This is a genomic window from Actinoallomurus sp. NPDC052308, from assembly GCF_040679195.1.
Lineage (GTDB): Bacteria > Actinomycetota > Actinomycetes > Streptosporangiales > Streptosporangiaceae > Actinoallomurus > Actinoallomurus liliacearum.
In genome coordinates this window covers 139992-158802 of sequence record NZ_JBFAUM010000011.1, presented here as the reverse complement: position 1 = coordinate 158802, position 18811 = coordinate 139992, and the positions used below count along the sequence as shown (strand labels likewise).

The following is an 18811-nucleotide window of genomic DNA, read 5'->3' as shown; positions in this document are numbered from 1 at the left end:
CGTTTGGAACTGGTGGATGCGCTTTCGTAACTCGCGTCTTCGCACGAAGATCACCGCACTTCTCGTGTCGCTCGCCGCGCTGTGGGCCTTCGCCGCCTGGGTCACGCTGCGGGACGGTCTGAACCTCCTTGGCGTCAACACCATCGACCAGAAGGTCAGCCGGCCCGGCGTGACCTTGGTCACCGCGCTGCAGCAGGAGCGCCGGCTGTCCATGGTGTACCTCGGCCGGCCCGGGGCCGCGCAGCGGCAGGCCCTGGACGCCCAGCGGCCCCGCACCGACGTCGCCGCGAGGCGGTTCCGGTCCCTGGCCGCCGGCGGCGACGTCTCCCGCGTCGCGAGCTCCGTCCTCAAGGCGCGGATCAAGGACTCCTTCGCCAAGCTCGACGACCTCGGGATGAGCCGTCAGTCGATCGACACCCGGCTGGTGCAGCGCGACCGGGCGACGGCGGCCTTCGACGACATCATCGACGCCACCTTCCGGATCTACCGCGCGGCGGGCGCCCTCAGCGACCAGGGAGTCGCCGCGGACAGCCGCACGCTGGTCTCGATGACCTGGGCGAAGGAGGTCCTCTCCCGGGAGGACGCGCTCCTCGCCGGGTCCCTCGCGGCGGGCCGCTTCACCGGCACCGAGCACGCGCAGTACGCCGAGCTGGTGGGCGCGCAGCGGCTGCTCCACGAGCAGGCCGCGGCGGAGCTGCCCGCGGCCGACCGCGCCCGGTACGACCGGCTGACCAAGAACGCCGAATTCGTCCGGTTCCGTCAGATGGAGGACCGGCTGGTGGAGAAGGGACGGACGGGCGCGCGCCCGCCCGTCTCGGCCGCGCAGTGGCAGACGACCGTACAGCCGATCATGGCCCAGCTGGAGAAGCTGACCCTCGACGCCGGAAACGAGCTGGTGGACCGCGCCGAACCGGTCGCCATCGGCGTCATGGTCCGGCTCGCCCTGGCGGGCGGCCTCGGCCTCATCGCGGTCATCGCGTCCGTGGTCGTGTCCATCACCACGACCCGCGCCCTCCTCCGGCAGCTGGAGAAGCTGCGCAACGCCGCGCTCGAACTGGCCGACCAGCGTCTGCCCGGCGTCGTGGAACGGCTCGGACACGGCGAGAACGTGGACGTCGCCGCCGAGGCGCCGCCCCTGGTGTTCGGCAACGACGAGATCGGTCAGGTCGGCCACGCGTTCAACACGGTGCAGGAGACCGCGATCCGTACCGCGGTCGAGCAGGCCGAGCTGCGGCGCGGGTTCCGCGACATCCTGCTCAGCCTCGCGCGCCGGTCCCAGGCCCTCGTCCACCGGCAGCTCACCCTCCTCGACGAGATGGAGCGCCGGAACGACGACCCGAAGGACCTGGAGGAGCTCTTCCGCGTCGACCACCTCGCGACCCGAATGCGGCGCAACGCCGAGAACCTCATCGTCCTGTCCGGTTCCACCCCCGCCCGCGGCTGGCGGCGGCCCGTCCCGATGATCGACGTCGTCCGGTCGGCCGTGGCCGAGGTCGAGGACTACACCCGGGTGACCGTCGCCTCGACCATCGGCGACGTCTCGCTGGCCGGCCGGTCCGTCGGCGACATCGTCCACCTGCTCGCCGAGCTGATCGAGAACGCGCTCTCCTACTCCCCGCCCTACACCCAGGTCGAGATCAGCGGCCGCAAGGTCGCCAAGGGCTACGTCATCGAGATCGAGGACCACGGCCTCGGCATGACCGACGAGCTGCTGGCATCCCTCAACGACCGGATCAGCGACCCGCCCGAGTTCAACCTGTCGAGCTCGGTGCACCTCGGGCTGTACGTCGTCGGCCGGCTGGCCGAGCGCTACGACGTGCGGGTCTCGCTCAAGCACTCGTCGTACGGCGGGACCACCGCGGTCGCGCTGATCCCCCGGGAGCTGATCAGCGAGACGGCGCCCGACGACGCCGCGCCGAAGAAGAGCACCCGGGTCCTGGCCGAGAGCCGGCCCGTCGCGATCGGCGCCGCCGCGCCCGCGGCCACCGCGACCGCCGTGGCGACCGCCGTCTCCCCTGTCCTGTCCTCCGACGAATCCCACGATGCCGATGACGAGTCCAGCACCGGTCCCGGCGACGAGCCCCTGGAGCGGACCCCCGACGGCTTCCCGCGGAGACGGCGGAAGACCCCGAGCCGCCGTCCGACCGGCCGATCGACGGGGCGCACGGTGGCGCCCGTGACGGCGCTCGCACCGCTCCCACGGGACAGCCCCGAGACGGTCCCGGAAGAGAAGGACGACGAGCCGGCGCCCGCCGCCGAGGCGTCGACCACGCCCTCGGGGCTGCCGATCCGCGTTCCCCAGGCGAACATCGCCGCTCCGCTGCGGACGGACGGGCCGACCGTCGTCGCGGGGAACGAGGACAGGAACGTCGGCGACGGCCGATCGCCCGAGAAACTTCGCAGGTCCATCAGCGGCCTGCAGGCCGGCACCCGGCGTGGCAGAGCCGAGGCGACCAGGTTCCAGCGGGACGCCGACCCCGAAGACGACCCGACCGCAGACGAAGAAGCGTAGAAGGACTAGTAGTGGCGCAGAAGACAGAACCTCCCGCCGAACTGGCCTGGTTGCTCGACGACCTCATCAAGCGCGTCAAGGAGGCCAGGCACGCGATCGTCCTGTCCGCCGACGGCCTGCTCATGGCCGCGTCGAAGGACTTCGACCAGGACGACGCCGAGCACCTGTCCGCGGTCGCGGCCGGTATCCAGTCCCTGGCCAAGGGGGTGGGCGAACGCTTCGACGGCGGTCCCGTGCTCCAGACCATCGTCGAGATGCGCTCGGCCTACCTCCTCGTGACCGTCGCCGGCCAGGGCGCCTGTCTCGCGGTCCTCAGCAGCGAGGAGGCCGACATCGGCCTGATCGCGTACGAGATGGAGATGCTCGTCACCGGACTCGGCCACCACCTCACGGCCGCGTCCCGCTCCGCGGACCCGGTGCCGTGACCATGACCAACGACCCGTCCGAGCAGGACCCGAGGAACGTTCCAGACGCCACGTCCGAAGGCACCCCCGTGGAGGGGGACGCCCACGAACGATGGCTCGACGAGCAGGCCGGGCCGCTCGTCCGCCCGTACGTCATGACCCGCGGCCGAACGGAACCGGTGCACGGCGAGTTCGACCTCATCACGATGGTCGTGGCGACGGGGCTGCCCCCGGCCCCGGAGCTCGGCCTGGACCCCGAGCACCAGGCCGTCGTCCGGCTCTGTGACGAGCCGATGTCGGTGGCCGAGATCGCGGGTCACCTGAACCTTCCGACCGTCACCGTCCGCGTTCTTCTCGGCGACCTGCTCGCCAAGGGCCTCATCTCGGTCGAGGACCCGCAGACGGAGGCCGAGCTGGCGGACGACGACGACCTGTACCTGGCGGTGATCGATGGACTCAAGGCGCTTTGATCGACGGGGCCGGAGACTGCCGAAGGCGATCAAGATAGTGGTCGCCGGCGGCTTCGGCGCGGGAAAGACGACGCTGGTCGGCGCCGTCTCCGAGACCAAACCCCTACGGACCGAGGAGCTCCTCACCGACAAGAGCGTGGGCGTCGACGACGTCGCGGGGGTCGAGGCGAAGGCCACGACGACGGTCGCGATGGACTTCGGGCGCATCACGATCAAGGATGAGTTCGTGCTCTACCTCTTCGGCACGCCCGGCCAGGAGAGGTTCTGGTTCATGTGGGACGAGATCTCGCTCGGGACGCTCGGCGCGGTCGTGCTCGCCGACACCCGGCGGCTCGCCGACTGTTTCCCGGCGGTCGACTACTTCGAACGGCGCGGCACGCCGTTCATCGTCGCGGTGAACTGCTTCGACGGTGCCCGGCGGTTCGAGCTGGCCGAGGTGGAGATGGCGCTCAACCTCGGGGAGCACGTGCCGATCGTGCTGTGCGACGCACGGGACAGGGAGTCCTGCAAGAACGTCCTGGTGACACTCGTCCAGCACGCCATGAAGACGCGGAAACATAAACGGCCCGTCAAGGTGTAGCCACCGGGCCCGGCCCCGCCGGGCCCGCGGGTCAGACGGGGATGCTGAGGAGGGTGCCGCCGCCCTCCACCTCCACGTCGAACCTGCCCAGGTCCTGGCGCGGGACGGCCGTACCGCCGTGGACCTGGAGGTGGTCGGGCGAGCGCGGCAGGCCGTAGCCCCTGGGCGGCACGGCCCACTCGGTCACCACGTGCCGCTGCCCCGACCGGGTGACCGCGACGAGTCGGCAGGTGAGCGGGCCGCGGATGTCGCCGAGGTCGAGGGCGACGTGCGTGCCCCAGGCCTTGCGCTCCAGTGCCACGATGCCGCGCGCGCCGGTACGGGGATTCGCGGCCTCGTGCGTCTCCCCCCATCCGAGGAGGTCCGCCGGCAGGTTCTGGTGGTCGTGCGTCAGCACCGTGCCGTCGCCGCGCCCGGCCGCGGCGGCGCCGACGGCGGCCCCGCACGCCAGCAGCGCCAGACCGGCCGCCGTACCCAGGATCGCGGTGCCCCGGCGCCGGCGCCGCGCGGCGACCCCGCGCCGGCGGAGCAGGCTCGCGACGTCGGCGGAGCCCGCGGCGTCTCCCGCCCCGGCCGAGCCGTGCCCGGCCGCCTCCGTCCCCACTGTGTCCGGCGCCGGATGGAGGCCGACCAGCAGGTCCCGGAGGCCGGACAGGTCGTCCGCCTCGGCCGAACACGCGGGGCAGTCGGCGAGGTGGGTCTCGAAGGCCCGCCGGTCGCCCTCTTCGAGCAGTCCCAGGGCGTACGCGCCGACGTCGGTGTGCCGAGGAGTCCCCCGCTCGGTCACGAGTCCTCCTTCGTCGGAGGGGCGACTCGCAGGGGCTGCTCTCCGATTCCCTCGCTCCGCTCGGTCACGGCGTCACCCCCATCTCCTCGAGCACGACGCGCAGCGCCCGCAGTGCGTAGTAGACCCGTGACTTGACCGTTCCGACGGGGATGCCGAGCACCTCCGCGGCCTCGTTGACCGTGCGGTCGCGCAGGACCGTCTCGGTGAGCACCTCGCGGTGCGCGGGGCTGAGCGCCTTCAACGCCTCGGACACGACCACGCCGCGCAGCAGATCCTCCATACCGTCCGGAGTCTGAAGCTTCTCGAGAGGGCCCTCGCCCGCCTCCTGGGGCCGTGCTCCTCTGCGGCGCCTCTCGTCGATGACGATACGGCGGGCGACCGTCGCCAGCCAAGGCATCAGGCTGGCCGCCTCCGCGTCGAGCTGGTCGAGGCTGCGCCACGCGCGGATCATCGTCTCCTGCACGATGTCCTCCGCCCACTGGCGGTCCCCGCCGGTATGCCGGATCACGAAGGCGAGCAGCGGGTCGTGGTACTCCTCGTACAGCCGAGCGATGATCAGCTCGTCGTCGGCGTCGGTCACCGGGCGCAGCGCGCGCAACCAGGTCCGTGCCTTCGTCCTGCCGCGCGCTCCGGGAAATGCCATGGCGGGGGTTCTCCGGGACGGTCGGGAGCGCGGTGGTCAACGATAGACCTCGCGGCGGCCGGATCGCGGGTGCCGCGCCGCGTACGCCGACTCGTCCATGGCCGTGCGGACCCACGGAGCGTGGCCGTGCCGATGTGGTCCCATCGTGATCCCTCCCGCGTGCCGGCGGTGGTGGAGCCGTCAGGCAGTACGGGTCCCGCCCGGGGCGTGGTTCAACGCCGGTACGGAGGAGGCGCGGCGGCGGGTCAGAGGGCCTTGCGCAGCCACTGCTCGACGCCGGCGACGTGCACGGTGGCCAGGGCGTGGGCGACGTCGGCCTGCCGGGCCGCCAGGGCGTCGAGGATGGCGTGGTGCTCGTCCAGAGTGCGCCGGAGCGCGCCCTCCTGGGTGAGCCCGCGCCACACGCGCGCTCGGATGGTCGGGCCGCAGAGGGTGTCGACGAGGGAGTACAGGACGGAGTTCCCGGCGGCTTCGGCGATCCGCCGGTGGAACTCCAGGTCGTTCTCGACGAGGTCCTCCACGGCGGACTCGTCGGTGACCTTCGCCAGGTGGTCGCGCAGGGCGTCGATGGTCTCGAGGCTGATCTGCCGGGCCGCCAGCGCCGTGGCGGCGGGCTCGAGGATCCGGCGTACCTCGAAGAACTCCAGGACGGTCCTGTCGTGGTGCAGGTCGACGATGAAGCTGAGCCCGTCGAGCAGCGCCTTCGGCTCGAGGCTGGTGACGTACGTCCCGTCGCCCTGCCGGACGTCGAGGATCCTGACCAGTGACAGGGCCCGGACGGCCTCCCGCAGTGAGTTGCGGGACAGGCCCAGTTGGGCCGCCAGGTCCGCCTCCTTGGGAAGCCGGTCACCAGGCCGCAGCTCACCCGACACGATCATGCCCTTGATCTTCTCGATCGCGTCATCCGTGATCGGCATCGTCGCCCCTCCCCTACCGGCCCCTCCGATGAACGCCAACAGATCGTCGCGCGTTCCCAGCCTGCCATGTGGCCCACACCGGCCACCCGCACGGCGGGGCTTGACATGGACCGTCGGGTGGTATGACATCTACGGTCATAGGTTAGGAAGGTTTCCTAACCTATGACCGTTACTCGGACATTGCCTGCCGGGAGCGCGTCGGGGGCCGCGTACCGCGTCGGCGGAAGGAGCCCGACCCATGCCCATTGCCCCGCGCACCCTGCTCGTCGCCGCCGCCGCCGTGACGGCCGCCCAGATGGTCGCCACGCCCTGCCACGCCAATCCCGCCGCCCGCGACGCGGGCCCAAGCGCCGCCGCCTCCCCCGGCGTGGCCGTCGCCCCGTACGAGTACCTCGGCTGGGGGAACCCGCAGGCACCCGCCTCGGTGCTGTCCGCGACGGGTGTCAAGTGGCTCACCCTCGCCTTCGTCCTGTCGGACGGCGGCTGCAACCCGAAGTGGGACGGCAGCCGCTCCCTCACCGGCTCCGACAAGACGGCCATCAACTCCATCCGCTCCGCGGGCGGCGACGTCGTCGTCTCGTTCGGCGGCTGGAGCGGGAACAAGCTCGGCGAGCACTGCTCCAGCGCCTCCACCCTCGCCGGGGCGTACCAGAAGGTGATCGACGCCTATGGACTGAAGGCCATCGACATCGACATCGAGTCGACCGAGTTCTCCAACGGGACGGTGCAGCAGCGGGTCATCGACGCACTGAAGATCGTCAAGTCGAAGAACTCCGGGATCAAGACGTACATCACGTTCGGCACGACCCCCAGCGGCCCGGACTCCACCGGCAAGTCGCTGATCAACCGGGGCGCCAAGGCCGGGCTCGACAATGACGGCTGGACGATCATGCCGTTCGACTTCGGCAGCCACAGCGGCTCGATGGGCAGCGCCACGACGTCCGCCGCGGACGGGCTGAAGAACGCCGTCAAGAGCGCGTACGGCTACAGCGACTCGCAGGCCTACGCCCACATCGGGATCTCGTCGATGAACGGCAAGACCGACGAGTCCGACGAGACCGTGTCCACCGGCGACTTCCAGACGATCCTGTCGTACGCCAAGAGCCATCACATCGCGCGGCTCACCTTCTGGGCCGTCAACCGCGACCGCAAGTGCGGCTCCGGCGAGAGCGCCGGCGACTCGTGCAGCGGCGTCTCCCAGTCGGCCTACGCCTACTCCAAGATCTTCGCCCAGTACACGGGCTGACGCTCTCGCCCGGCGTGCCTCCGTGTGAGGCACGCCGGGCGACCACCAGGTGGATACATCCGATGTATGTGCCCACAGGCACACCTCGGTCCGGCCACCTGACGACCAATCGAACACCCGGTGGATCTGCATCTACCAAAATCCAACAAGCCATTGACAGCGGAAAAGTCGCTGTTAGATTTCCAGCAAAGATCCCATCTTTACCGCAGAGCGGCGGCAGGATCATGAAGAAAACCTTTGCCTGGCTCAGCGCGAGCGCGCTCGGCGCCGGGCTGTTGATCGCAACCTCCTCGGCGCACGCGGCCGCGCCCGTGCTGCTGAGCCAGAACAAACCCACGACGGCGTCCTCGGAAGGCGGATCGGGGTACGCCGCGAAGTACGCCGTCGACGGCGACACCTCCACGCGGTGGGCGAGCGTACGCGACTCCGACCCGCAGTGGATCTACGTCGACCTCGGCGCGACCGCCCAGATCAGCGAGGTCAAGCTGACCTGGGACGCCTCGTGCGCCACGGCGTACCGCGTGCAGACCTCCGGCGACCACTCCACCTGGACGGACGTCTACTCGACGACCTCCGGCGACGGCGGCACGGACGACCTGACCGGGCTGAAGGCGAGCGGCCGTTACGTCCGCGTGTACGGCACGAAGCGCTGCCGGAACACCAGCGGCTACGGCTACTCCCTGCAGGAGCTGCAGGTCTACGGCGCGACGGGCGGCGACACCCAGGCGCCGACCACCCCGGGCGACGTCCACTCGACCGGAGTGACCAGCGACAGCGTCACACTCGCCTGGGAAGCCTCGACCGACGACGTCGGCGTGGCCGCCTACGACATCTACAACGACGGCAACAAGATCTCCGAGGCCGCCGGCACCGCGACGAGCAAGACCATCACCGGGCTGACGCCGAAGACGCAGTACCGGCTGACGGTATTCGCGCGGGATGCCGCGGGCAACGTGTCGCCCAGCAGCGCCACCGTCACGGTGACCACCGCGGCGACCGACGACACGCAGCCGCCGACCGCGCCGGCGAACCTGCGCTCCACCGGCGTGACGAGCGGCAGCGTCTCCCTGGCCTGGGACGCGTCCACCGACAACGTGGGCGTCACCGGCTACGACGTCTACAGCGGCGGCACGGCCATCGTTACCGGAGTCAAGACCACCTCCACGACGATCAACGGCCTGGCCGCGAACACCTCCTACACGTTCACCGTGAAGGCGAAGGACGCGGGCAACAACGTCTCCGACGCGAGCAACGCGGTGACGGTGAAGACGGGGGCCTCCTCCGGCGGCGGCGTGCCCTCGACCATCACCACCGTCTCGTCCGGCTGGACGATCCCCTGGGGGATGTCCTGGCTGCCGGACGGCTCCGCGCTGATCACCGAACGCGACTCCTTCAAGGTCTTCAAGCTCACCCAGAGCGGCACGAAGACCCAGGTCGGCACCGTGCCGAACACCATGACGACCGACGGCGAGGGCGGCCTGCTGGGCATCGCGGTCTCGCCGAACTGGAACAGCGACCACTACGTCTACATCATGCACACGGCCTCGGAGGGCAACCGGATCGTCCGGATGACCTACGACGGCAGCTCGCTGAGCGGCTACACGGTCCTCGTCCAGGGCATCAAGAAGAACCGCTACCACAACGGCGGGCGGCTGAAGTTCGGCCCGGACGGCTACCTGTACGCCACCACCGGCGAGGCGCAGACGCCGGACCTCGCGCAGGACAAGACCTCCCTGAACGGCAAGATCCTGCGGATGACCACGGACGGCAAGCCGGCCCCCGGCAACCCGTTCGGCACGCTCGTCTACAGCTACGGGCACCGCAACCCGCAGGGCATCACCTGGGACCCGCAGGGCCGCCTGTGGGAGGCGGAGTTCGGCAACAGCAAGTACGACGAGGTCAACCTCATCGAGCCGGGCAAGAACTACGGCTGGCCGACCTGTGAGGGGAAGTGCAGCACCTCCGGGATGACCAACCCGAAGGTGCAGTGGTCGGTGTCCCAGGCCTCGCCCAGCGACATCACGTACGCCGACGGCGCCCTGTACGTCGCGGCGCTGAAGGGCCAGCGGCTGTGGCGCGTCCCGGTCGACGGCACGACCACCGGCACGCCGGCGGCCTACTACGTGAACACGTACGGCCGACTGCGGACCGTGGAGACCATCCCCGGCAAGAACGCGCTGTGGCTGTCCACCACCAACTGCGACAACAACGGAAACCAGGCCGACGGCTCGGACAAGGTGTTCCGGATCGACCTGAAATAGCCCTCCCCCGAATACGTGACCGCGTCCCCGGTGCGCCAGGGGCCCGGGGCGCGGTCACCCTCATCCCGGCCCCACCGGCCGGGGCGCGGTCACCCCTCACCCCGACCGCGACGGTCCCTCTCCCCCAGGAAGAACCCCGCCCATGCGACGACGATCACTGCTCCTGCCGGCCGCCGGTCTGGCGGCGCTCGCCCTCACCCTCACCACGACGGCCGGCCCCGCCCGGGCCGAGCTGACCAACCCGCGCCAGGACTGGCTCCGCAACTCCACCGCCGGGCTGTTCCTGCACTGGGGCCTGCGTACGAGCCCCGCCCACACGAGTTGCAGCGCCTGGGAGTCCGACGTGACGAACGGCGGCTGGAGCGCGGACTACTGGGTGAGCGAGGCCCAGAAGCTGCACGCTAAGTACCTCGTGCTCGCGTCGTTCCACAGCCGGCTCGGTTACGCGCGGGCCTGGCCGTCCAAGATCCCTGGCAGCTGCACCACCAAGCGCGACTTCCTGGGCGAGCTGATCAGCGCGGCGAAGGCCAAGGGCCTGAAGGTCATCCTCTACATGACCAACGACCCGCAGTGGCACGACGAGGGCGGCCACGAGTGGCTCGACTCCTCCGCCTACTCCAAGTACAAGGGCAAGACCGTCGACCTCACGACCAACGACGGCTTCGGGCAGTTCTCCTACGACAACTTCGTCGAGGTCATGCAGAACTACCCCGACCTGGCCGGGTTCTGGATCGACAACGACAGCCAGTACTGGATCGACCACGGTCTCTACGAGAAGATCCGCAAGGACCGGCCGGACATGCTGCTGTCCAACAACAACGAAGACACGCCGATCATGGACACGGTCAGCAACGAGCAGAAGACCGGCATGACCCCGGCGTACGACTACCCGGCCGCGACCTGGTCCCCCGCGCCCCGCCTCACCGAGGCCTGCTACAAGCTCCCGTCGACCGGCGCCTGGTGGTACGACGGCAGCAACTCCTCGGTCGACAAGGCGCTGAACGTCGGGCGGCTCGTCAGCAACGCCGGCTCCTCCATCAAGTCGCTGATGGCCGAGACGGCGCAGGTCAACGGCAAGTTCCCGTCGAACCAGACCTCCTACAACGACTTCCTCAACACCTACCTCGGCCCGATCTGGAGCTCGATCGACGGGACCGAGGGCGGCGGCTACATGTACGGCGGCCTACAGCCCGGCTCCTGGAACGACGGGGCGTACGGCGTCACCACCATCAGCAAGACCGACCCGAACCTGCACTACATCCACGTGCTGACCAAGCCGTCGACGAGCACGCTGAAGGTCCGCGACAACGGCTACAAGGTCACCGGGGTCACGAACCTGCGCACCGGCGCGGCGATGAGCTTCAGCCAGTCCGGCGGCTCGGTGACCATCACCGGCATCAGCAGCTGGGACCCCTACGACACCGTCTTCAAGGTCCAGACGTCCGGCCGTACCGGCATCTACTCCGGCGTGACCGCGACGGCGAGCGCGTCCAAGAGCGGCTACCCGGCGGGCGACCTCGTCGACGGCAGCTACCTGAAGTGGTGGGACAACAACGGCACCCTGCCGGTGACCGTCACCCTCGACCTCGGCTCCGCCAAGAAGGTGGCCTACCTCGGCGTCAACCAGCGCGAGTGGTCCGTGAGCTACAAGCGGTCGGACACCGAGGACTCCGCACGGATCAAGGCGTACAAGGTCCAGTCCAGCACCGACGGCAAGACCTGGTCGACGGTGAAGTCCGGGACGATGCCCAGCGCCCGCGGCGTGCGGTTCATCGACCTCGGCATCTCCTCGGCGCGCTACGTCCGCCTCGAGGTCGACAGCACGTGGGCCGCGTCCTCGGCCACCAAGTTCTACAAGAAGCTGCTCATCGACGAGATGTGGCTGGGGTCCGACTATGCGTAGGCCGAGAAAACGCATTCTGGGCTCGGGGCGGCCCCTCGTCGCGCTCACGGCGGTGTTCTGCGCGGCGCTGACCGCGTTCACCGCGCCGGCGTCGGCCGTCCGCCACGGGCGCGCCGCCACAGCGGCCACCGACTGGTCGGTGGCGGTGGTCGACTCGACCATCGCGCGGGACACCCCGAGCGAGATCGGCGGCTGGTCGTACCCGGTCGGGCTGTACCTGTACGGCCAGTACCTCGTCTACCAGCGCACCCACGACGCGAAGTACCTGTCGTACATCAAGAGCTGGGCGGACCGCTTCGTCGACTCGAAGGGGAACATCGACCAGAGCTTCGACAACCTCGACAGCATGCAGGCGGGCCGGATCCTCGTCCTGCTGCACCACGAGACCGGCCAGGCGCGCTACCGGACCGCCGCCGCGAAGATCCGCAACCGGCTGAAGACGTACCCGCGGAACTCCGACGGCGCGTTCTGGCACGGGACGTCCAGCAGCCGCGCGCACCAGCTGTGGGCCGACGGGGCGTACATGGTCAACCCGTTCCTCGTCGAGTACGGCGAGGAGTTCGGCGACGCCGCCTACACCGACGACGAGGCGACCAAGCAGCTCGTGGCGTACGGCACCCACCTGCAGGTCTCCAACGGCCTGCTGCGGCACGCCTACGACGATTCCAAGAAGGCGAGCTGGGCGGACTCGAAGACCGGCCTGGCGCCGGAGCACTGGTGCCGGGCGATCGGCTGGTACGCCATGGCCACCGTCAACGTGCTGGACGCCGTCCCGGCGACCAACGCGCGGAGGCCGCAGATGCTCACCATCCTGCGCGACCTCGCCGCCGGCCTCGAGCGCTACCAGGACTCGGCAACGGGTCGCTGGTTCCAGGTGGTCGACAAGGGCACGCAGTCCGGCGACTGGACCGAGACGTCCTGCTCGAGCATGTTCGCGTTCGCGCTGTCGCGGGCGGTGGAGCAGGGCTACGTCGACGCGCACTACAAGGCGGTCGCCGACCGCGCCTACCAGGGCGTGCTGAAGAAGATCTCGCTGGGGAGCGACGGACGGACGAACCTGACCGACATCTCGGTCGGCACGAACGTCGGCTCGTACTCCTACTACGTCGGCCGGACCCGGGCGACCAACGACTTCCACGGCCTCGGCGCCTTCCTGATCATGAACGAGCAGTTCATCCGCACCGAAGGAACGACGCGATGACCTCCGAACCGCTCCGCGCCGGCCTCTCTCGGCGCACGATTCTCGGCACGGCGCTCGGCGGCGCCGCCGCCACGGCCCTGCCCGGCGCACTGCGCGCCCCGGCCCTCGCCGCAACGGCGTGGACGCAGAAGTGGGCGCCCGCCGCGAGCAGCGTCGGCCTCAAGGCGTTCGAGACGATCGAGGACGACCGCGCGGACTCGCATCCGGCCGGGCAGCCGCACATCTTCGCGCAGGGCGACAACTTCCGCTTCAACATGCACATGGTCGACCGGGACACCTCCACCGACCGGCAGCGCCAGGAGGTCACCGGGATGCGCAACGGCGACTCCTACCTGACGTGGCACGCCGGTGAGATCTGGCGGATGACGTACTCGATGTACATCCCGAGCTCGCTCAAGGCGACGACGACCTTCACGCACATCATGCAGCTGAAGCAGCCGGGGACGGGCAGCAGCCCGATCGTCGTCCAGTCGCTGCGCCGGGTCGGCGGTGCGGAGACCATCGAGCTCAAGGTCATCGAGGGCGACGTCCTCGTCGGCCGGACCGCCCTCGCGCCGCTGCACGACACCTGGATCGACGTCGACTTCCAGGTCACCATCGGCGACGGATCCACCGGCGCGGTCCGCTGGATCCTCAAGAAGGGCGGCACGACCGTCATCGACGCCGCGAAGAGCGGCGTCGACACCTTCCTCGCCGACCGCGTCCGGCCCAAGTGGGGGATCTACCGCTCCCTCGGCGACACCTCCGGCTCCCTCCAGGACTGCTACATGCTCCTCACCAACATGCGCGGATACCAAGGGAAGAAATCGTGAAGACCACACTGAGACCCCTCGCCCGGGCACTGGCGGCGCTCATCGGGCTGGTCGCCGTCCTCGGGCTGGTGCAACCGCCCGTGCTCGCGGCCACCGCCCGTACGACGGCCGCCGGCACCTTCAACGTCAAGGACTACGGCGCGAAGGGCGACGGCGACGCCAACGACACCTCCGCGATCAACAAGGCCATCACCGCGGCCAACGACGCGGGCGGTGGAACGGTGCGCTTCCCGTCCGGGACGTACAAGTCCTCGAACACCATCCGCATGAAGAGCAACGTCACGCTGCAGCTGGACTCCGGCTCGACCATCAAGGGCGCGAGCGGGAGCGGCTACGACAAGGCCGAGTCGAACTCCAACGACAAGTACCAGGACTACGGGCACAGCCACTTCCACGACGCGATGATCTACGGTGACAAGCTCACCAACATCGGGTTCACCGGCTCCGGGACCATCGACGGCGGCGGCCACCTCATCACCGGCAACCCGGACAGCGGTCAGGCCGACAAGATCATCTCGCTGACCCGCTGCACGAACCTCACGCTCAGCGGCATCACGCTGCGGCGCGGTGGCCACTTCGCGGCGCTCGTCAACGGCTGCGACCACGTCACGTCCGACCATCTGACCATCGACACGGCGAGCGACCGCGACGGCTGGAACATCATCAGCACGACCAACGTCGCGATCAGCAATGCGAACATCGCCGCCAACGACGACGCCCTGCCGTTCAAGAGCGACTACGCCCTCGGCACCAAGCTGCCGAACGGCCACGTCACCGTCACCGACTCGAAGCTGTCGGCCAAGTGCTGCAACGCGCTGATGTTCGGCTCGGAGACCTGCGGCGACTTCACCGACTACAGGTTCTCCCACATCACCATCACCGGCGCGGAGAAGTCCGGTCTCGGCATGGTGTCGATGGACGGCGCGAACATCTCCGACGTCCACTACAGCGACATCACGATGTCCGGCGTGCACTCGCCGATCATGCTGAAGGTCGGCACCCGGAAACGCTGCGGCAACAGCCCCGGCGTCGGTCACATCTCGGCCATCACGTTCGACAACGTCACCGGCACCGGCGTGAGCCCGTCGTTCAGCCCGACCATCTGGGGCCAGTCCGGCGGCAACCAGATCAGCAACGTGACGTTCACGAACGTCAACCTGACCGTGCCCGGCGGGAACGGCACGATGGGCACCGGCGTCCCCAGCGACAGCGGTGACTACAACCCGAAGAGCATCGGCACCCGCCCCGCGTACGGCTGGTACATCCACAACGCGAACAACATCAAGTTCGTCAACAGCTCCGTCCGGTTCAGCAAGGACGACGGCCGGCCCGCGGTCATCGCCAACACCGGCAGCGCGATCAGCTTCGACCACTTCACCGCGCAGCGCGGCGGCGACAGCCCCTCCGACATGCTCTTCCAGAGCATCGACGGCTACTGCGCGACGAACAGCGCCAACACCTCCGGCGAATCGCTGCGCGTCGCCACCAGCGGCGGCTCGACCCGGTCGTGCAGGAGCTGACGATGAGGGCCCGTCGTGAGCGGCGCGCGTCGTCTGGACTGAGGAGCGCCGGGAGCGCAGCGACCAGAGCGACGAGGGAAGACGGCGCGTTGGGCGCCGCGAACCGCGCTCGCGGAGCGAGCGCCATCGGGCGCGCCCTCGTTGTGGCGGCCACCGCGCTGGCCGTACCGGGCGCGGCCCACGCGTCGGACAACGGTCAATCGGTCCGGCCCGCGATGGGCTGGAGCAGCTGGAGCTTCGTCCGCCGCTGGCCGACCGAGGCGAAGATCAAGGCCCAGGCCGACGCTCTCGCGAGCAGCGGCCTGAAGGACCACGGCTTCGTCTACGTCAACCTCGACGACTTCTGGCAGAAGTGCGACTCGAACGGCTTCACCGTCGACTCGTACGGCCGCTGGGCCGTCGACACGTCCAAGTTCCCGTCCGGCATCAAGGCGCTCGCCGACCATGTGCACGGCAAGGGACTGAAGTTCGGCTTCTACGTGACGCCCGGCATCGCCAAGAACGCCGTCACCAAGAACACCCCGGTGGAGGGCACGTCGTACCACGCGAAGGACATCGCGGACACGTCCAAGACGGAGAAGAACTACAACTGCAAGAACATGTACTACATCGACTACTCCAAGGCGGGCGCCCAGGAGTTCGTGAACTCCTGGGCGAAGCAGTTCGCCTCGTGGGGCGTCGACTACCTCAAGATCGACGGAGTGGGCGGCGCCGACGTCGCCGACGTCCAGGCGTGGGACAAGGCGCTGCGCGCCACCGGCCGTCCGATCAACTTCGCGCTGTCCAACAATCTGCCCATCGCCAACGCCGCGACCTGGAAGAAGCTGGCCAACAGCTGGCGCACCCAGGGCGACGTCGAGTGCTACTGCGGCTCGGGTTCCAACGGCAGCGGCTACCCGCTGACGGACTGGTCGCACGTGTCGACCCGGTTCGGGTCAGCCGCCTCCTGGCAGCAGTACGCCGGGCCGGGCGGCTGGAACGACCTGGACTCCCTGGAGATCGGCAACGGTGACCAGGCCGGCCTGACCGCCGACCAGCGCCGGTCGATGTTCACGCTGTGGGCGATGGCGGCCTCACCGCTGCTGCTCGGCACCGACCTTACGGCCCTGAACGGCACCGACAAGGCGATGCTGACCAACGACCGGCTCATCGGCGTCGACCAGGACGGTGTCGCCGCGAGCCGGATCGTGAACAGCGGCGTCAAGCAGGTCTGGCGCAAGAAGGAGTCGAACGGCGACTACGTCGTGGCGCTGTTCAACACCGGCACGTCCGGCGACTCCACCATCAGCGTCACCTGGTCACAGGTCGGCTTCTCCGGCAGCGCCGACGTCACCGACCTGTGGTCCGGCAAGGACACCGGCATGGTGACGGACTCCTACAGCGCGACCCTCCGGCCCGGAGAGACGCGCCTGATCCGCGCCCATCCCCTCTGACCCACGATCCAGACCGGTTGACCGGCCGTCCCAGCCCCTCGCGACGGCCGGTCCACCGCACCTGTCCGGTTCTTCGATCCGAAACCGAGTATCCATGGCACTGCTCATCCCAGGGAGCGACACAGGATGCGTTCGAGATCGGGGTCACCCGCCGGCGTCGCCGGGCCGGGGACGGTCGGTCGTGTCGGCGCGGTCGATCTCGGCCATGTGCTCCTCGGCCCAGTCCCGGACCGCGGCGAGCACGACCTCGAGCGACAGCCCCAGGTCGGTGAGCCGGTAGTGGACGCGCGGTGGCACGGTCGGCTCCACCCGGCGGGCGACCAGGCCGTCGCGGGTCAGGCTCCGCAGCGTCGTGGACAGCATCTTCTGCGAGACCCCGGGCATCCGCCGCTGGAGCTCGGCGAAGCGCACCTCCTGCGGCGACGCGTCCGCCAGGACCTTGACGGCCATGGACGTCCACTTTGTGCCGATGCGGTCCAGCAGCCGACGGGTCGGACATCCGGGGTCGAAGAGGTCGCCGCGCGTTCCCTTCGGTGTACGGGCCGGAGAGGAGGTCACCTGGAGCTCACCGCCTGTCGAGAAAGTGCCGTCTTGGGAGAGGCACAAAGGTTACCTAATCTCTCCTTGTCACCATTGGTAACCACCTGGGAGAGACCATGCCCGGCACAGCCCCCTCGCGCCCCTCCGCACCCGAGATCTCCCTGAACCGGGTGCCGGTCAACGGCATCGAGGTGAACGTGGCGACCGCCGGGGTCGGGCCCGCCGTCCTGCTGCTGCACGGCTTCCCACACACCTGGCGGCTGTGGACCGAGGTGATCGCCGGTCTCTCCGGGCGGTACCGCGTCATCGCCCCGGACCTCCGGGGGTTCGGCGCCACCACGAGGGCACCGGACGGCTACGACCCCGGCACCCTCGCCACCGACGCCGAACGGCTCCTGGACGCTCTGGGCGAACCGACGGCGGCGGTCGTCGGCATCGACGCGGGTACCCCGCCGGCGTTCCTGTTCGCCATGCGGCGGCCCGACCGCGTCAGACGGCTCGTCCTCATGGAGTCACTGCTGGGCCGGTTGCCCGGCGCCGAGGACTTCCTCGCCGGCGGTCCGCCCTGGTGGTTCGGCTTCCACTCGGTTCCGGGCCTCGCGGAGACGGTCCTGACCGGCCACGAAGCCGAGTACATCGACTGGTTCCTCACCACCGGCACCCGCGGCCGCGGCGTGCCGCGCCCGATTCGCGACGCGTTCGTCGGCGCCTACACCGGAACCGACGCGCTGCGCTGCGCCTTCTCCTACTACCGGGCCCTGCCCGCCGGCGCGCGGCAGATCCAGGACGCCGTCGAGTCCCACCGGCTCACCGTGCCCACCATGGCCATCGGCGCGCACCCCGTCGGGAACGCCCTCGAACGCCAGTTGCGGCCGGTCAGCGACGATCTCACCGCCCACCTCATCGACGACTGCGGCCACATCATCCCGCTGGACCGCCCCGACGCCCTCCTCCCGCTGCTGACATCGTTCCTCGCCGCCGACCGGCACCTGTGACCGCGACGAGGGTCGCGTGTCGTCGTCCACATGACCGGCGACCCGCACCGCGTGAACGCCGCGAACACCTTGACTCCGCGGCTTACCCGGCTTACAAGGGCATGGGTGTCGATCTCGAAAACGACGACGAGGAGGACTCCGGTCGCATCACGGATTACACGGTCCACGTCGGTGATGACGGCGCGACCTGGGGCGACCCGATCAGGACCGGAACACCGGAAACGCGAAGGCCGTGCGGTTCATCGACCTGCCGACGACCCGCATGGCGCGGTGGGTCAAGCTGGAGGTGGACGGCACCCGGGCCGCCGAGAGCGTGCCCGTCTTCCACGAGGACTTCCACAGCAGCCGCGATCGACGAGGACCGCGTAGGCGGGGACTTCCCCACCGGCCGCGGCACCCGATGAACGACGTCCGGCGGGCACCGTCCGCCGGAGGCACCGATCGATCGAAGGGATGGTGACGATGGCAGACATCCACGGCAAGGGGAAGCGCCGGGGTGGCGAGCAGACCACCTGGAGGAAGCCGGACTACGACATCGTCGAGACGTCGATGGAGGCGTCCGCGTACTTCCTCTCCACCCGGTAAGA

General features: G+C 69.5%; 17 protein-coding genes. 13 read left to right on the top strand and 4 right to left on the bottom strand.

Annotated features, from left to right (window positions below; translation table 11 throughout):
* The first annotated feature begins 16 nt into the window (after nucleotides 1–16).
* The 4 genes from AB0L00_RS25525 to AB0L00_RS25510 are packed head-to-tail and all read left to right on the top strand — an operon-like array spanning nucleotide 17 to nucleotide 3966.
* Entirely contained in the window at nucleotides 17–2512 is a 2496-nt protein-coding gene (locus AB0L00_RS25525) for a nitrate- and nitrite sensing domain-containing protein (protein ID WP_364438838.1), read from the top strand.
* An 11-nt stretch (nucleotides 2513–2523) separates the two neighbouring features.
* Nucleotides 2524–2937: a roadblock/LC7 domain-containing protein gene (locus AB0L00_RS25520; protein ID WP_364438836.1), complete on the top strand. Its 414-nt coding sequence runs from the start codon at nucleotides 2524–2526 to the stop codon at nucleotides 2935–2937.
* A gap of 2 nt (nucleotides 2938–2939) precedes the next feature.
* Nucleotides 2940–3386, top strand: coding sequence for a DUF742 domain-containing protein (locus AB0L00_RS25515; protein ID WP_345357856.1), 447 nt, complete (start codon nucleotides 2940–2942; stop codon nucleotides 3384–3386).
* Nucleotides 3367–3966 carry an ATP/GTP-binding protein gene (locus tag AB0L00_RS25510; protein ID WP_364438833.1) on the top strand — a complete coding sequence of 200 codons (600 nt, stop codon included), beginning with the start codon at nucleotides 3367–3369 and terminating at the stop codon, nucleotides 3964–3966. The genes AB0L00_RS25515 and AB0L00_RS25510 overlap by 20 nt, the downstream gene beginning before the upstream one ends.
* A 31-nt stretch (nucleotides 3967–3997) precedes the next feature.
* Here AB0L00_RS25510 and AB0L00_RS25505 read toward each other — a convergent pair whose 3' ends face one another.
* The 3 genes from AB0L00_RS25505 to AB0L00_RS25495 all read right to left on the bottom strand — a co-directional run bounded on the left by AB0L00_RS25505 (nucleotide 3998) and on the right by AB0L00_RS25495 (nucleotide 6313).
* Nucleotides 3998–4753: a zf-HC2 domain-containing protein gene (locus AB0L00_RS25505; protein WP_364438831.1), complete on the bottom strand. Its 756-nt coding sequence runs from the start codon at nucleotides 4751–4753 to the stop codon at nucleotides 3998–4000.
* Nucleotides 4754–4817: 64 nt separating this feature from the next.
* Nucleotides 4818–5306 carry a sigma-70 family RNA polymerase sigma factor gene (locus AB0L00_RS25500; RefSeq protein ID WP_364438998.1) on the bottom strand — a complete coding sequence of 163 codons (489 nt, stop codon included), beginning with the start codon at nucleotides 5304–5306 and terminating at the stop codon, nucleotides 4818–4820.
* Nucleotides 5307–5641: 335 nt separating this feature from the next.
* Nucleotides 5642–6313, bottom strand: a complete 672-nt coding sequence (locus tag AB0L00_RS25495; protein WP_364438828.1) for a FadR/GntR family transcriptional regulator — start codon at nucleotides 6311–6313, stop codon at nucleotides 5642–5644.
* 238 nt (nucleotides 6314–6551) lie between these two features.
* Here AB0L00_RS25495 and AB0L00_RS25490 point away from each other — a divergent pair, with 238 nt between their 5' ends.
* The 7 genes from AB0L00_RS25490 (at nucleotide 6552) to AB0L00_RS25460 (ending at nucleotide 16689) form a co-directional block, all read left to right on the top strand.
* Nucleotides 6552–7559 (top strand): chitinase, encoded by a 1008-nt coding sequence (locus AB0L00_RS25490; protein WP_364438825.1) that lies wholly within the window; start codon nucleotides 6552–6554, stop codon nucleotides 7557–7559.
* A 224-nt stretch (nucleotides 7560–7783) separates the two neighbouring features.
* Nucleotides 7784–9820, top strand: coding sequence for a PQQ-dependent sugar dehydrogenase (locus tag AB0L00_RS25485; protein ID WP_364438822.1), 2037 nt, complete (start codon nucleotides 7784–7786; stop codon nucleotides 9818–9820).
* Between the two features lie 142 nt (nucleotides 9821–9962).
* Nucleotides 9963–11723, top strand: coding sequence for an alpha-L-fucosidase (locus AB0L00_RS25480; RefSeq protein WP_364438820.1), 1761 nt, complete (start codon nucleotides 9963–9965; stop codon nucleotides 11721–11723).
* Entirely contained in the window at nucleotides 11716–12924 is a 1209-nt protein-coding gene (locus AB0L00_RS25475; protein WP_364438818.1) for a glycoside hydrolase family 88 protein, read from the top strand. Before AB0L00_RS25480 ends, AB0L00_RS25475 begins: the two co-directional genes overlap by 8 nt.
* Nucleotides 12921–13736, top strand: a complete 816-nt coding sequence (locus tag AB0L00_RS25470; RefSeq protein WP_364438815.1) for a hypothetical protein — start codon at nucleotides 12921–12923, stop codon at nucleotides 13734–13736. The genes AB0L00_RS25475 and AB0L00_RS25470 overlap by 4 nt, the downstream gene beginning before the upstream one ends.
* The gene (locus tag AB0L00_RS25465) at nucleotides 13733–15256 is read left to right on the top strand and encodes a glycosyl hydrolase family 28 protein (RefSeq protein WP_364438812.1); all 1524 of its coding nucleotides are present in this window, start codon (nucleotides 13733–13735) and stop codon (nucleotides 15254–15256) included. Before AB0L00_RS25470 ends, AB0L00_RS25465 begins: the two co-directional genes overlap by 4 nt.
* A gap of 89 nt (nucleotides 15257–15345) precedes the next feature.
* A complete protein-coding gene (locus AB0L00_RS25460; RefSeq protein WP_364438810.1) occupies nucleotides 15346–16689 on the top strand; it encodes a glycoside hydrolase family 27 protein in 1344 nt (447 codons plus the stop codon).
* A 144-nt stretch (nucleotides 16690–16833) separates the two neighbouring features.
* Here the strand turns inward: AB0L00_RS25460 and AB0L00_RS25455 are convergent, their stop codons facing one another.
* Complete coding sequence (locus AB0L00_RS25455; RefSeq protein ID WP_345357664.1) at nucleotides 16834–17247, bottom strand: helix-turn-helix domain-containing protein; 414 nt, start codon at nucleotides 17245–17247, stop codon at nucleotides 16834–16836.
* Nucleotides 17248–17345: 98 nt separating this feature from the next.
* On the opposite strand from AB0L00_RS25455, the gene AB0L00_RS25450 reads away from it, so the two are divergent.
* Entirely contained in the window at nucleotides 17346–18224 is an 879-nt protein-coding gene (locus AB0L00_RS25450; protein ID WP_364438807.1) for an alpha/beta hydrolase, read from the top strand.
* Nucleotides 18225–18686: 462 nt separating this feature from the next.
* Nucleotides 18687–18809, top strand: a complete 123-nt coding sequence (locus tag AB0L00_RS25445) for a hypothetical protein (RefSeq protein ID WP_345357656.1) — start codon at nucleotides 18687–18689, stop codon at nucleotides 18807–18809.
* The last annotated feature ends 2 nt before the right edge of the window (nucleotides 18810–18811 follow it).